Genomic DNA, 14,345 nt, shown 5'->3' on the forward strand with positions numbered 1-14,345 from the left:
TGATGGCCCGCCGGATGGTCCCGAAATGCGTCTACGCTGGGGCGCCGAACGACGGCCACCGCTGTCATCTGCGCCACATCTGCTCTGCGCCGCCCTGCCTGCCATGTCGGCCATGTCGCCGATGTCCGTGCGCACATGACGGACCAACCGGCCGTTACGACCCACCCGCCCGGCTGCGCGCCCGGCCCCACCGCGTCCGCGAGGAGAACAGCACCATGTCCGCAGAGTCGCACCCCACGCTGCCGCCGGTACGGCTGCACTCCGACGGGGAACTGGCCCGCGACGCCCTCGTCGCCCCGCTGTTCGCGCGCGCCGTACGCCTCGCCCGCTGGGCCGGACCCGCAACGCGCGTCGACATCGGCGGCGAACTCGTCGCGGAGCAGCTGCCCGAGGCCGTCGCCGTGCTCGGCCTCGACGCCGCCGACGAGGATTCCGCCGGGTACGCGGGGCAGGCCTGGCGGGTGGCCGTGGACACCGGCCTGGTCGACGTGACGGAGCCGGAGGAGGACGCCGGCGAGAGCGGCGCGGACGGCGCGGACGGCGCGGACCGGGCGGAGGGCGCGGAGGGCGGCGAGGAGCGGTTCGGCACGGCCGCGCCCGGCGAGGACCTGGCGCTGGTGACGAGCGGCGCCCCCGGCGACGTGCTCGACCTCTGGCTGGCGGCCCTGGACACGGTGCTCGCCGACGCGGCGGTGCCCGACCTGGACGGCCTCGTCGACGCGCTGGACGCGGGCGGCGAGATCGACTTCGACCAGCTGGACTGGAACCCGGGCCGCGAGGCGGACTTCCTCGACGGGGTCCTGGCCAACCTCTACCTCCTCACCGTCACCGAGGGCGGGGCGGCGGACCGGCCGGTTCCGCTGCCGGTGCTGGCCGCGTCGATGGTCGTGCCCGACGGCATGGGCGAGCCCACCGACGCCGTGCTGGAGCAGGTCTCGGACGCGATGATGCGCCTCGACGACCAGTTCAGGCAGCTGGAGCCGATCGGGCTGGTCGAGTTCCGGCCCGTCGACGAGGAGCTGATGGCGGAGGCCGACGGATCCCTGGAGCCGGAGGCCGCGAGCGCCGCGGACGAAGAGGACGTCTCCCGCTACGGCATGGTCCGCCTCACCCCGCTCGGCCTGTACGGGATCCGGGCCCGGATGCTGGAGGCCGGGGTCGACGCCCCCGCCGTCGGCGAACTGGCCGACAAGGGCGCCGACGCACTGCTCGACGCGGTCTCCTACTACCCCGAGAACGCCGCCCAGGCCGAGATCGAACAGTGGCTGGCCGGCCGCGAGCTGCCCGCCGCGGTCGCCGAACTGCTGGCCGCCGCCCGTGGGGACGACGAGGGCGGCCCGCTGCGCCGGCTCCGGTGCCAGCAGGCCCTGGCACCGGCCGGGCCCGAGGCCGAGCCGGCGGTCCGGGCGGTGCTGGACGACGCGGAGCTCGGCGGGCTCGCCCGGGTCTGGCTGGCGGAGCGCGGGGTGGCCGACGTACCGGCGCCGGACCCGGAGATGGTGTTCTGGCTGACCGTCGACACGATCGCGGCGCAGCTGGCCGCCGACGGGGAGACGGAGGAGCTGCCGCTCCTGATGGAGACCCTGACCGCTCATCACGCGGGCTTCTTCGAGCAGGTGTGGCGGGTGGAGCACCCGGCGACGGCGTACGTTCTGGAGGCGATGGGCCGGCTGCACCCGGACAAGAAGGCGGCGAAGGAGGCCCGCAAGGCCGCGTTCAAGGCGCGCTCCCGCCGCCCCTGAGCCGGGTGGGTGGTGGGGTGGCCGTCGGGGTGGCCGGTGGGGCGGCTGTCGGCGTGGCCGGTGGGGCGGCTGGTCGGGTGGCGACAATGCGCCGTTCCTGGGGCCGGAGTTGGCCATTCCGGCCACCGGCAAGGGGACTGATCCTCTTCGTGGGTAGTTCAGCCGCCGTTCACGTGCGGGCGAGAGCGTGTGCGCCGACGACCGCACGACAGGCGCACCACCTCCCCACCCCAGGAGACCCGATGCCGCTCAGCCGTAGAGACTTCACCGCCCGTACCGTCATCGCCGGCGCGGGCGTGGCCCTCACCGGGACGGTCGGCGCACTCGCCACCGCCCCGGGAGCGCTGGCGGCCGACGACAGCACCCACCGCGACGAGCACGGGCGGCCCTGCGAGTCCGGCTACGGCCCGCTCGTCCCCGACCCGGCCGGCATCCTCGCCCTCCCCGCCGGGTTCAAGTACCGCGTGATCACGCACAGCGGGGTCACCACGCTGGAATCGGGCGAGAGCACCCCGTCCAACCACGACGGGACCGCCGCATTCGAGGGCCACCGGGGAGTCACCCTCCTCGTCAACAACCACGAGCTCAAGGGCCCCCGTTCGGGCTGGACCCACCCCGTCCCGCTCACCGAGGGCCTGGTCTACGACCCGGCCGCGGCCGGCGGCTGCACGGTCGTCGAGGTCCGGCGCGGCGGCGAGGTCGCCGAATGGGTGGGCATCGCCGGTACGTCCACCAACTGCGCGGGCGGCTCAACCCCCTGGAACACCTGGCTGACCTGCGAGGAGAACTCGGACCTCGCCGGCAAGAACGGCATGACCAAGGACCACGGCTACGTCTTCGAGGTCGACCCGCACGATCGCCGCGCGAACCGCGACCCGCGCCCGATCAAGGCGTTCGGGCGGTACGACCACGAGGCCGTGGTCATCGACCCGCGCCAGGGCCACGCCTATCTGACCGAGGACGCCTCCGGCCCCAACGGGCTGCTCTACCGCTGGACCCCGCCCCGCGGCTTCCACCACGGGCGCGGCAGGCTCCGTACGCTCGCGGCCGACGCCGGCGTGCTCCAGGCCGCCAAGTGCATCGACAGCTCGGGCCGGTTCGTCGACGACTTCTCGCGCGCGACGAGGATCGGCACCGTCTACGGTGTCGACTGGGTGGACGTCACCGACCGCGACGCCCGGACCGTCCCGGTGCGCAAGCAGTTCGCGGACGGGGTGGTGACGCGCGGGCGCAAGCTGGAGGGCATGTGGTGGGCGGACGGCGGCGCGTACTTCGTGTCGTCCTACGCCCGTGAGGAGAGCCCGGGCACGGCCCACGACGGCCAGGTCTGGTTCTACGACCCCAAGCGGCGCACGGTCCGGCTCACGGTCCTCATCGGGGTCAACGCCGACCCGTCGGTGGACGGTGGCTACGACGGCCCCGACAACATCACCGTGTCCCCGTACGGCGGCCTGGTCATCGCGGAGGACGGCTCGGGGCTCCAGCACCTGTTCGGCGCGACCGAGTCGGGCCGCACCTACCCGCTGGCGCGCAACGAGCTGAACAATGGGTCGGCGGAGGAGCCGGAGTACTCCGAATTCACCGGTGTCTGCTTCTCGCCGGACGGGCGCACGCTGTACGCCAACATCCAGGACCCGGGCATCATGCTGGCCGTCACCGGGCCGTGGCGGCGCGGCCACTGACGCGGACGGGCGCGGGCGGCGGGCCGCCCGCGCTCACGGGCCTGCGGAAACCTCCGCACGCGAGGCCTCGGCCCACTCGGAGAGCAGGAACTCATACGCCTCCGAGGGCCACTCGCCGTCCACCCGGGTTTCGACGAGGTGCCGAATCGCCTCGTTCGCCTCGGCGGCGGACGGGCGGGCGGGACCCGCGGGTGTGAGTGTCTCGTGCATGGTTTCAAGGCTACGGGCGGACACTGACAGCCACTTACGGATGACGCGTGGCATCCATCACCCGGATGCGCCGCCGTGGCTGCCGGTGCCCGCCCACCTGCTCAGAGTGCCTGTGCGGCGGGCTTGACCATGCCGCGCACTGTGCGCGACTTCACAAAGTCGCCCATGGCCGTCATCTCCCACTCGCCGCTGAACTGCTTGATCAGCTTCGCCATCATCACGCCGGTCTGCGGCTCGGCGGAGGTCAGGTCGAAGCGCACCAGCTCCTCGCCGCTCGCCGCGTCGATCAGGCGGCAGTAGGCCTTCGCCACATCGGTGAACTTCTGGCCGGAGAAGGAGTTGACCGTGAAGACCAGGCCGGTGGCCTCGGCGGGGAGCCGGCCGAGGTCCACGACGATCACCTCGTCGTCGCCCGCGCCCTCACCGGTGAGGTTGTCCCCCGAGTGCTTGACGGAGCCGCCGAGGATGGACAGCTTGCCGAAGTAGCAACTGTCGATGTGGTTGCGCTGGGGGCCGTACGCGATGACGGAGGCGTCGAGGTCGATGTCCCGGCCGCCGAAGGCGGGCTCCCAGCCCAGGCCCATCTTGACCTGGGAGAGCAGCGGGCGGCCGCCCTTGACCAGGGAGACGCTCTGGTTCTTCTGGAGGGTGACCCGGCCCTTGTCGAGGTTGATCTTCCCCGCGCCGGCCGGAGCGGCCGGGGGCGCGGCGGGAGCCGCCGCCGGGACCGGCGCGGCCGGGGTGGGCGCCGTCGGGGTCGTGGCGCCGCCGAGCCAGGGGGAGGGCGGGTAGGAGACCGGCGGGGCCGGCGGCGCGGGCGGCGCCGGGGGTGCCGGCGCGACGGGCGGGGCGACGGCGGTGGCCGCGGGAGCCGGCTCCTCGTCCACGGAGACGCCGAAGTCGGTGGCGATGCCGGCGAGGCCGTTCGCGTACCCCTGGCCGACCGCGCGCACCTTCCACGCGCCACCGCGCAGGTAGATCTCGATGACGACGAGCGCGGTCTCGGAGCCCAGCTGCGGCGGGGTGAAGGAGGCGATCACGGCGCCGCCGTCGGCGCCCCGCACGGTGGCCGTGGGCTCGATGCCCTGGAAGGTCTGCCCGGCGGCGTCGGGGCTGGCCGTCACCACGATCCGCTCGATGCCCGGCGGCACCGCGCCGGTGTCCACGGTGATCGAGTCCGGCGCCGCACCCCCGCCGGACCGGTAGCTGACACCGGGGCCGGAGGGCTGGTTGAAGAAGATGAAGTCGGCGTCGGAGCGCACCTTGCCGTCGGCCGTCAGGAGCAGGGCCGATACGTCGAGCCGCACCGGCGCAGCCACGTCCACCGTCACACGAACGGCATTGAGCGGCAGGTTGGAACCAGGGGTCATAGCGGTCATGCCCGGAGAACGACCGGAGGGGCTTTGCCGTTCCCTTACTCTCGGGCCGGATTTCAGCGCCGGTTGCGGGGGTGGTTCCGGGCCGTGCGCTCGTTGCCGAACCTGTACGAGCCGGTCCAGCGGGCCATCACGAGCTGCGCGTCGCCGGACTCCACGCCGGCCAGGAACTTCTCGGCCCGGGCGCCGCGCAGGGTGGCGGCGGCGCGGCCCTGGCGGGTGATGACGAGGCACTGGGCGCCCAGTCTTCCGTACGTACGTGAATCCGTGCGGCTTCGGCATGCGGCGCAGCCTGCCCGCCCCGGGCGGGGCGGGCAACGGGTTGACGGCGGGGCCCCGGCCGAGCCTCCGCCGGCCGGGGTGCCGGCTTCGCTCAGCCGCCCGTGACCCGGCGCGGCAGCCCCAGCGGGTTCGCCTCGCGCAGTTCCGCCGGAAGGAGCGCGTCCGGCACCGACTGGTAGGCCACCGGCCGCAGCCAGCGCTCGATCGCGGTCCCGCCCACCGAGGTGGAGTGCGAGGTCGCCGCCGGGTAGGGGCCGCCGTGGTGCTGGGCCGGGGCCACCGCCACCCCGGTCGGCCAGCCGTTGACCACGATCCGCCCCGCCAGCCCCGTGACCTGCCCGATCAGCTCGGTGGCCGGGCCCGGCGCGCCCTGCGTCTCGGCGTCCGAGAGCTGGAGCGTGGCGCTCAGGTTCCCGGGGAGCCGGCCGAGCACCGCACCGGCCTCGCCCTGGTCGGCGTACCGCACGACGACCGTGACCGGACCGAAGCACTCCGCCAGGAGCAGGTCGTGCGCCCCGCCGCCGAGCAGGTCCCCGGCGGCCACGGTCAGGTAGCCCGCGCCGACGGTGTGCTCCCCGCCGGAGCCCGGGGTGACGGGCGCGTCGACGCCGGGCAGCCCGGCCCGCTCGCGCACCCCGGAGATGAAGTTCTCGCGCATCCGGTGGTCGAGCAGCACCCCGGGTTCGGTCTCCCCGAGCGCCTTGGTGAGCGCGGCGGTCAGACGGTCGCCCGCCGCCCCCTCGGGGACCAGTACCAGCCCGGGCTTCACGCAGAACTGGCCGACGCCGAGGGTGACCGAGCCCGCGAGTCCGGCGCCGATCTCCTCGGCGCGCTCGGCGGCCGCGGCCGGGGTGACGACGACGGGGTTGAGGGAGCCCAGTTCGCCGTGGAAGGGGATCGGCACGGGCCGGGCGGCGGCCGCGTCGAACAGTGCCCGCCCGCCCCGGATGGAACCGGTGAATCCGGCGGCGGCCACGAGCGGATGGCGGATCAGCTCCAGGCCGGCGTCGAACCCGTGGACCACGCTGACCACTTCGGCCGGGAGACCGACGGCGGTCGCCGCCCGGCGCAGCAGCGAGGCGCACAGCTCGGAGGTGGCCGGGTGGTCGGGGTGCGCCTTGACGACCACCGGGCAGCCGGCGGCCAGCGCGCTCGCGGTGTCCCCGCCGGGGACGGAGAAGGCGAGCGGGAAGTTGGAGGCGGCGTAGACCGCGACCACGCCGAGCGGCACCTTGTAGCGGCGCAGTTCGGGGCGGGGCGGGCTGAGGGAGGGGTCGGCGCGGTCGATCCGGATGTCGAGGTAGGCGCCCTCGTCCACGGCGTCGGCGAAGGCGCGCAGCTGGCCGGTGGTGCGGGCCAGTTCGCCGGTGAGCCGGCCGGGGCCGAGCGCGGTCTCGGCGTCGGCGGCCTCGATGACGTGCGCGGCGGCCTCGTCGAGCAGCGCGGCGGCGGCGCGCAGGAAGGCGGCGCGGACGGTGGCGTCGGCGAGCGGGCCACGGGCCGCGTGGGCCGCCCGTACGGCTTCGTCCACCTCCTGGGACGTGGCCTCCACCGCAACCTGCTCGCGCTGCTTCCCGGTGCGGGGGTCCACACTCCAGACTGGTGTCGTTGTCATGGCCCACTGCCTCCTGGATCGTTCAGTATTCTGAACGCGGTTCCGGTGGATGAATGATCATATCTGCTGCGGACTCTATTTCCGCGTCCTCCGCGTGACAAGAGGCGACCAGAGGGGAAGCAGGCGTATGACGACGACCGAGTCGGGGATCCCGGTTGCGGCGGCGCCGGTCAAATCGGCGGTACGGACCGTCCTGCTGCTGGAGCACTTCGCGGCCCGGCCCGGGCTGCACAGCCTGGCCGACATCCAGCACGACCTCTCCCTGCCGAAGTCCAGCCTCTACATGCTGCTGCGCACGCTGGTGAGCCTGGGGTGGGTGGAGACCGACGCGACGGGCACCCGGTACGGCATCGGCGTACGGGCCCTGCTGGTCGGCAGCTCGTACATCGACGGCGACGAGGTGGTCGCGGCGGCCCGGCCGACCCTGGACCGGCTCTCCGACGACACGACGGAGACCATCCACCTGGCGCGGATGGACGGGACGAGCGTGGTGTACCTCGCCACCCGGCAGTCGCAGCACTACCTGCGGCCCTTCACCCGGGTCGGGCGGCGGCTGCCCGTGCACTCGACGGCGCTCGGCAAGGCGCTGCTGGCCACGCACACGGACGACGAGGTGCGCGCCCTGCTGCCGAAGCGGCTGGAGGCCGTCACCGAGCACACCATCACCGACCGCGAGCAGCTCGTCGAGGAGTTGGCGCTGGTGCGGGAGCAGGGGTACGCGCTGGACCGGGAGGAGAACACGCTCGGGCTGTGCTGCTTCGGCGTGGCCGTCCCGTACCGGACGCCGGCCCGGGACGCGGTGAGCTGCTCGGTGCCGGTGGCCCGGCTGACGGCGGCGCACGAACAGGTCATCAAGGCGGCGCTGTTCGAGGCGCGGGACCGGCTGTCGGTGGTGACGCGCCGCATGTGAGGCGCCGCATGTGAGGCGGTGCGTGTGAGGGGCCGCATGTGAGGCGGTGCGTGTGGCGTGTGTGCCGGATGTGACTGGCTGCTTGGGGCGCGCCGCCCCGAGGGGGGTGGTGGAGTGTGTGGTTCCTCCCCCGGGTGGGGGAGACGGTTCCCCTGTGAGGGGGAGGTGGTGGGGGCGGTCGGCGCGGGACCGTTGGGTCATGAGCACACGAGCCGTTCGGACGGCATACGCGACGAGGCCGCCGGCCCCCGCTTCGGGGGCCGGGCGGCGGATCCTGGGGGCGGTGGCCATCGCGGCCACCGTGCCGTACCTGGCGCTGAAGGCCGCCTGGCTGGCCGGGAGCCGGATCGGGATACCGGACGGCAGCGTGCTTCTGGAGCCCGGGCCGTTCTTCGTCGCGGCCAATACCGTGACGCTGGCCATGGACGCGAGCGTCGTCCTGCTCGTCCTGGTGCTCACCAGGCCCTGGGGCATACGGGTGCCCGGCTGGCTGCTGGCCGTCCCGGTCTTCGTGGCCACGGGACTGCTGACCCCGATCATCATGGCGTTCCCGGGCCAACTGCTCATACGGGCGCTCGGCTTCGGGGCGGACCCGGCCTCTGCGGCCGCGCGCGAGCCGTTCCTGGACCCCTGGGTGTTCAACGTGGTCTACGGCGGCTTCATGATCCAAGGACTCGCCCTGGCCGGGCTGTTCGTGCCCTATGCGCGAGAGCGCTGGAGCCGGCGGTGGCAGGGCGTGACGGGGGCGCGGCTGCCGTCGTCCACGGGGGTGGTGGCGGTAGCCGCGGCCGCGGCCGGGGCGGCGGTCGCGGCGGTGTACGCGTACTGGGCCTTCGGCGGCACGGCCGGGCTGGGAGCGGAGCCGGCGGCCGCGCACTCCGCGGAGACGGGCGTGGTGGCGGTGGCCCACGCGATGTGCGCGCTCGCCGCCGGAGCGGGGGCGCTGCTGCTGGCCCGTGGCAGGGGGCTCCGGGCGTGGTGGCCGCTCGCCCTCGCCTGGGTGGGCTCGTCGGCGGCCCTGAGCTGGGGGGCCTGGGTGCTGATCGCCTCGCTGGGACCGCAGCCGGGCGGTGGCGAAGGGGCGTCCGCAGCAGCCCTGTTGGCCTACGCTGGCCAGATGATCACCGGATCGCTCGCCGCCGTCGTCCTCAGCCGGTTCCTCATATCCCGCCGCGAAGGATGACGCGGGGCGCCCTGAGCCGGCTGCTGGGGGCGCGGGCCCGGCTGCGCTGGGTGCACCTGGTCCTCGGCGGGGCGCTGCTGATGCCGTACTTCCTGCTCACCCAGGTGGGGGTGGGGATGGCGGCCGGCGGGGTCAATGCCCTCAGCTCCCTCCCCCTGACGCTCGCGGCCTATGTCGCGGCCCTGCCGCTGGTCGCGGTGACCGCCGTCTTCGGGCTGGTCCGGCCGCTGTCGGTGGTGGCCGTCCGGGCCATGTGCGGGGTGCCGGGGGAGCGACTGGCCGAGGGGCCGGCGCGGTCCTGGGCCGCGCGGGGGCGGACCTCGGCGTGGTGGACCCTGCACCTCGGGCTCGGCGCGCTGATCAGCGGGATGACCCTCGCGGTGCCGCCCATGGCGGTGGTGCTGATCACGCTGCCGCTCGTGAGCGGACTGCGGAAGGCCGAGCTCGGACTGGGCTGGTTCAGCACCGAGGCCGATCCGTACGTGGCCCCCCTGCTCGGGATCGGGCTGCTGGGCGGGCTCGTCCTCTGTGCCGCGGGGGCCGGGGCGCTGGTGGCCCGGATGGCGCCCGTACTGCTCGGGCCGACGGCGGCGGACCGGCTGGCCGCCGCCGAGGAGCGGGCCGCCGACCTAGCGGTGCGCAACCGGCTGGCCCGGGAGCTGCACGACGCGGTCGGGCACGCGCTGAGCGCCGTCACCCTCCAGGCGGTCGCCGCCCGGCGGATGCTGGAGCGCGACCCCGGCTTCGTACGGGAGGCGCTGGCCGCGATCGAGGACACCACCCGGCGGACGGTGGGCGAGCTGGACGCCGTACTGGGCCTGCTGCGGGACGGGGACCCGGCCCGGCCGGACGCCGCGCCCGCGCCGACCCTGGCCGTCGACCTCGACGGGCTGCTGGCCCGGACCCGGGCGGCCGGCGCCACCGTCACCGCGCACCAGGACCCCGGTCCCGCAGGGGACTGGGCGGGGCTTCCGGCCATCGCCTCCCGCGAGGCGTACCGGATCGTCCAGGAGGGCCTCAGCAACGCCCTCCGCCACGGCACCGGCCCGGTGGACCTGCGGATCCGGGTACGGGCCGGCCACGAGAACGGACACCGTGAACTGGAGATCACCATGACCAATGCGCCCGCCGCCGCCGGCGAACGGGAACCCCGCACCACCGGGGGCCGGGGACTGCGCGGCTCCGCGGAACGGGCCGCACTGCTCGGCGGCAGCGTCGAGGCCGGACCGTACGAGGACCGGTGGCGGCTGCGGGCCGTCCTCCCGCTCGCCGGAGGCGGCCGATGAACGCGCCGACCCCGCCGACCCCGCCGACCCCGCCGACGCCGGCGGCACAGGCGGGTCGTCCGCGGCTGCGCGTCGTGCTCTGTGACGACGAGCGGATGGTCCGCACCGCGCTGCGGGTCATCCTGGAGGCCGAGCCCGACCTGCAGGTCGTCGGCGAGGCCGCCACCGGCGCCGAAGCGGTCCCGCTGGTCCGCTCGCTGGCCCCGGACGTGGTGCTGATGGACGTCCGGATGCCCGAGATAGACGGGATCCGGGCCACCGAGCAGATCCTCGCCACCATGGCCGACCCGCCCCGGATCGTGGTCGTCACCACCTTCGAGAACGACGCCCACGTCTACGACGCGCTGCGCGCGGGAGCCGCGGGCTTCCTCCTCAAGCGGGCCGACCCCGACGAGCTGATCGGCGCGGTCCGGCTCGTCGCCCGCGGCGACTCGCTGCTCTTCCCCGCCGCGGTGCGCTCCCTCGCGGCCGCCCGCACGGCGGGCGGCGCCCCGCCCGCCACCGCCCCCTGGGTGGCCCGGCTCACCGACCGCGAGGCCGACGTACTGCGCCTGATGGCCACCGGACTGTCCAACCACGAGATGAGCGAGCGCCTCGGCGTCGGACCGCAGACGGTCAAGACGCACGTCGCGTCGGTCCTCACCAAGACCGGCTCCCGCGACCGCACCCAGGCGGTCATCGCGGCCTACGAGGGGGGCTTCATCATGAAGAAAAGCTGAGAACCCCGCCACAATCGGGGCAGAGCGGAACGGCCGGGGCCACTGAGACGTCCTTCTGGGGGATGAACAAGACGATCAGGCGTGCGTCGGTCTTCTGTCTGCTTCTGGTGCTGGCCCTGCTGGTCCGCGTCACCTGGGTGCAGGCATACCAAGGCCAGGCCCTCGCAGACGACAAGCACAACCGCCGGAACCTCATCGGGCAGTACGAGAACCCGCTGGGCAACATCATCGTGGGCGGGGAGGCGATCACCGGCTCGGTGAAGACCGGCGGCAAGGACTTCGGCTACAAGCGCACGTACGTCGACGGCCCCCTCTACGCGCCGATCACCGGGTACAGCTCCCAGGCCTACGGCACGACCATGCTGGAGGGCATCTACAAGAACGTCCTCAACGGTTCGGACAACCGGCTGAAGACCGTGATGGACACGCTCACCAACAAGCGGGCCGCCCCCGGCAACGTCCTGACCACCATCGACAAGGACGTGCAGAAGGCCGCCTACGACGCGCTCCAGGGCAAACAGGGCGCGGCCGTCGCCATGGACCCGAAGACCGGCGAGATCCTCGCCGTGGTGAACAACCCCTCCTTCGACCCGGGCACCATCGCCGGCGCCAACGACCAGGACGCCTGGGACGCACTCTCCGCCGACAAGGGCAAGGCCCTGGAGAACGTGGCGCTGCGCAAGCCGCAGGCACCCGGCTCCACCTTCAAGCTGGTCACCCTCGCCGCGGCCATCGAGAACGGCCTCGTCACCAACCTCGACCAGCAGACCGGCATCGCCGACCCGTACACGATCCCCGGCACCCGCACCCTGCTGCCCAGCGAGGCGGGCTCCGCGGCCTGCAACAACGTCTCGGTGCGCACCGCCCTGCGGCTGTCCTGCAACAACGTCTTCGCCGAGCTCGCGTCCAAGCTCGGCCAGGACAAGATGCGCGCGACGGCCGAGAAGCTCGGTTTCAACGTGCAGATCGACACCCCGGTCCGCACCAACCCGTCGAGCAAGTACCCGTCGAAGAAGATGTCGATCGACCAGGTCGCGCAGACGGGTATCGGCCAGTTCGACGTGCAGGCCACCCCGCTCCAGATGGCGATGGTGACGGCCGCGATCGAGAACGGCGGCAAGCTCGTCGCCCCGCACATGGTCTCCGAGGTCACCGACGGCAACGGCGACGTGCTGGAGAGCTTCAAGAACCCGAAGTCCCAGCAGGTGATGAACGAGAAGACCGCGTCCATGATCCGGGACGCCATGCGCACGGTCGCCACCGAGGGCGGCGGCAAGCCGGCCCAGGTGACGGGCGCCGAGGTGGGCGGCAAGACCGGCACCGCCCAGCGCGGTGTCAACAACAGCCTCGCCCCGCTGGCCTGGTTCACCTCGTACGGAAAGCTGGGCGGCAAGCAGATCGCGGTCGCCGTGGTGATCGAGAACTCGGACACCGACCGCTCCGAGATCGGCGGCGGCAAGCTGGCCGCCCCCATCGCCCAGAAGATGATGGAGGCGTGGCTGAAGAAGTAGCCGCGCCGCGGACAGGGCCGACGCGCCGGGAACCGAAGGGGTTCGCGGCGCGTTTGCCTTCCCGTGATCAGAGCCGCGGAGCCCGCAGACCTCGACGCCATCGCCGCCCTGCACACCCGGGCACGGGCCACGTACTACCGGGGCCACCTCCCCGAGCAGGCCTACGCGGGCGATGTCGAGTTCCGGCGGACGCGCGAGGGCTGGTCCCGGGCCGTCGCCCGTGACCCCGCCGAGGGCGCGGTGCTCTGCGCCGAACAGGGCGGCGAGCTCACCGGGGTCGCCGCCTTCCGCACGGAGCACGGCGAGACCACCCTCACCCAGCTCCACGTCGACCCGGTCCACTGGCGGCGCGGCACCGGGGCCGCCCTGCACGCCGCCTGCCTCGACGTCTGGCGCCGCGCGGGAGTCAGCCGGGTCCGCCTCGAGGTCTACGAGCACAACCTGCGGGCCCAGGCCTTCTACGCCGCCCACGGCTGGCGCCCGGACCCGTCCGCCTCCCGCGCGGGCACCCACCGCACCCTCTGGCTCCGGATCGGCCCCCCGCCCGCCGCGGACGGGGCCGGGGAGCCCGCGGGTGCTCCGGGTGCGGACGGCGCCGTTCGCGGAGAAGCTTGAAGCGACCGGCATTCCGTAGAGAGGACGCCCCATGTCCATGCTCGACAAGCTCAAAGGCCTGATCAAGGGTCACCCTGACCAGGCCCGCCAAGGAGTCGAGAAGGCCGGAGATGCCTTCGACACGAGGACCGGGAGCAAGTACCAGAGCCAGGTCGACACGGCGCAGCAGAAGCTCAACGACCAGATCGGCGGCAACGAGCCGCCCGCCCCCGGGGACCCCCGGCCGCCCCAGCGCTGACGACAGGCCTTTGGACCCGTATGCCCACGGGGACTGCGCCCGCTCACAGCGGCGGCGCAGTCCCCGCAGGCTGTCCGCCCGCCCGCCCCGCACGCCCGCCCGCCCCGCACACCCGCCCGCCCCGCACACCCGCCGCCCGTACGTCCGCTCTCCGCCGTGTCCGGGGAATGAGACGGAGCCCGGGGTGGTTGAAGGGGAAACTGTTTTGTCCCCTGAACCCGGAGAGTAGAAGGATCATGCGCGTCGAGATCTGGAGCGACATCGCCTGCCCCTGGTGCTACATCGGAAAGGCCCGTTTCACGAAGGGGCTGGCCGAGTTCGCGCACCGCGACGAGGTGGAGGTCGTGTTCCGGTCCTTCGAGCTCGACCCGGGCAGTGCCAAGGGGGTCACCGCTCCCGTCGTGGAGATGCTCGCCAAGAAGTACGGCCGCACCCTCGACGAGGCCCGCGGCATGGAGGAGCACGTCGCGGCCGGCGCCCGCGCCGAGGGGCTGGACTACCGGACCGAGGGTCGTGACCACGGCAACACCTTCGACGTCCACCGCCTGCTGCACCTGGCCGCCGCCCGGGGCCGCCAGGAGGAGCTGCTCGACCTCGCCTACCGGGCCAACTTCGGCGAGGAGCGCTCCGTCTTCGACCCCGAGACCCTGGTCGCGCTCGCCGTCGAGGCCGGGCTGGAGGAGGCCGAGGCCCGCGCCGTGCTCGCCGACGACTCCGCCTACGCCGCCGAGGTCCGCGCCGACGAGCGCGAGGCCGCCGAGCTGGGCGCGAACGCCGTACCGTTCTTCGTCCTCGACCGCCGCTACGGGATCTCCGATGGGCAGCCGGCCGAGGTGTTCACCCGGGCCCTGGAGCAGGCGTGGGCCGGGCGGGAGATCGAGGAGCCGGCCGCCGCGGCCGAGGCGTGCGAGCCCGAGGGGGCCTGCGCCGTCCCGCCGGCATAAGGATGACTTGGGGAGGGCGCAGATAATTCGGC

14 protein-coding genes are annotated in these 14,345 nt (G+C 73.7%); 10 read left to right on the forward strand and 4 right to left on the reverse strand.

What is annotated here, in order from left to right; all coding sequences use genetic code 11:
• Window positions 1-215 precede the first annotated feature (215 nt).
• Window positions 216-1,742 (forward strand): hypothetical protein, encoded by a 1,527-nt coding sequence (locus ACZ4VT_RS23885; protein ID WP_467952491.1) that lies wholly within the window; start codon window positions 216-218, stop codon window positions 1,740-1,742.
• A 242-nt stretch (window positions 1,743-1,984) separates the two neighbouring features.
• Window positions 1,985-3,424: an alkaline phosphatase PhoX gene (locus tag ACZ4VT_RS23890; protein WP_467952493.1), complete on the forward strand. Its 1,440-nt coding sequence runs from the start codon at window positions 1,985-1,987 to the stop codon at window positions 3,422-3,424.
• Window positions 3,425-3,457: 33 nt separating this feature from the next.
• On the opposite strand, the gene ACZ4VT_RS23895 is transcribed toward ACZ4VT_RS23890, so the two are convergent.
• From ACZ4VT_RS23895 to ACZ4VT_RS23910, 4 genes are all read right to left on the reverse strand, one after another.
• Window positions 3,458-3,634 carry a hypothetical protein gene (locus ACZ4VT_RS23895; RefSeq protein WP_199808021.1) on the reverse strand — a complete coding sequence of 59 codons (177 nt, stop codon included), beginning with the start codon at window positions 3,632-3,634 and terminating at the stop codon, window positions 3,458-3,460.
• 101 nt (window positions 3,635-3,735) lie between these two features.
• Window positions 3,736-5,004 (reverse strand): TerD family protein, encoded by a 1,269-nt coding sequence (locus ACZ4VT_RS23900; protein ID WP_467952495.1) that lies wholly within the window; start codon window positions 5,002-5,004, stop codon window positions 3,736-3,738.
• 62 nt (window positions 5,005-5,066) lie between these two features.
• Entirely contained in the window at window positions 5,067-5,255 is a 189-nt protein-coding gene (locus ACZ4VT_RS23905) for a hypothetical protein (RefSeq protein ID WP_467952574.1), read from the reverse strand.
• 128 nt (window positions 5,256-5,383) lie between these two features.
• Window positions 5,384-6,907: an aldehyde dehydrogenase (NADP(+)) gene (locus ACZ4VT_RS23910; protein ID WP_467952497.1), complete on the reverse strand. Its 1,524-nt coding sequence runs from the start codon at window positions 6,905-6,907 to the stop codon at window positions 5,384-5,386.
• 127 nt (window positions 6,908-7,034) lie between these two features.
• Between ACZ4VT_RS23910 and ACZ4VT_RS23915 the strand changes: the two genes are divergently transcribed.
• The 8 genes from ACZ4VT_RS23915 to ACZ4VT_RS23950 all read left to right on the forward strand — a co-directional run bounded on the left by ACZ4VT_RS23915 (window position 7,035) and on the right by ACZ4VT_RS23950 (window position 14,313).
• Window positions 7,035-7,817, forward strand: a complete 783-nt coding sequence (locus ACZ4VT_RS23915; protein ID WP_467952499.1) for an IclR family transcriptional regulator — start codon at window positions 7,035-7,037, stop codon at window positions 7,815-7,817.
• Between the two features lie 199 nt (window positions 7,818-8,016).
• Complete coding sequence (locus tag ACZ4VT_RS23920) at window positions 8,017-9,000, forward strand: hypothetical protein (RefSeq protein WP_467952501.1); 984 nt, start codon at window positions 8,017-8,019, stop codon at window positions 8,998-9,000.
• A complete protein-coding gene (locus ACZ4VT_RS23925) occupies window positions 8,997-10,286 on the forward strand; it encodes a sensor histidine kinase (RefSeq protein ID WP_467952503.1) in 1,290 nt (429 codons plus the stop codon). Before ACZ4VT_RS23920 ends, ACZ4VT_RS23925 begins: the two co-directional genes overlap by 4 nt.
• Window positions 10,283-11,005, forward strand: a complete 723-nt coding sequence (locus ACZ4VT_RS23930; RefSeq protein WP_467952504.1) for a response regulator transcription factor — start codon at window positions 10,283-10,285, stop codon at window positions 11,003-11,005. The genes ACZ4VT_RS23925 and ACZ4VT_RS23930 overlap by 4 nt, the downstream gene beginning before the upstream one ends.
• Window positions 11,006-11,067: 62 nt before the next feature.
• Complete coding sequence (locus ACZ4VT_RS23935) at window positions 11,068-12,516, forward strand: peptidoglycan D,D-transpeptidase FtsI family protein (protein WP_467952507.1); 1,449 nt, start codon at window positions 11,068-11,070, stop codon at window positions 12,514-12,516.
• Window positions 12,517-12,579: 63 nt separating this feature from the next.
• Window positions 12,580-13,131: a GNAT family N-acetyltransferase gene (locus tag ACZ4VT_RS23940; RefSeq protein ID WP_467952510.1), complete on the forward strand. Its 552-nt coding sequence runs from the start codon at window positions 12,580-12,582 to the stop codon at window positions 13,129-13,131.
• A gap of 31 nt (window positions 13,132-13,162) precedes the next feature.
• Window positions 13,163-13,369 (forward strand): antitoxin, encoded by a 207-nt coding sequence (locus ACZ4VT_RS23945; protein WP_467952511.1) that lies wholly within the window; start codon window positions 13,163-13,165, stop codon window positions 13,367-13,369.
• Window positions 13,370-13,605: 236 nt separating this feature from the next.
• Entirely contained in the window at window positions 13,606-14,313 is a 708-nt protein-coding gene (locus ACZ4VT_RS23950) for a DsbA family oxidoreductase (protein ID WP_467952513.1), read from the forward strand.
• Window positions 14,314-14,345 lie beyond the last annotated feature (32 nt).

It is taken from the genome of Streptomyces sp. NPDC029164 (assembly GCF_055563995.1).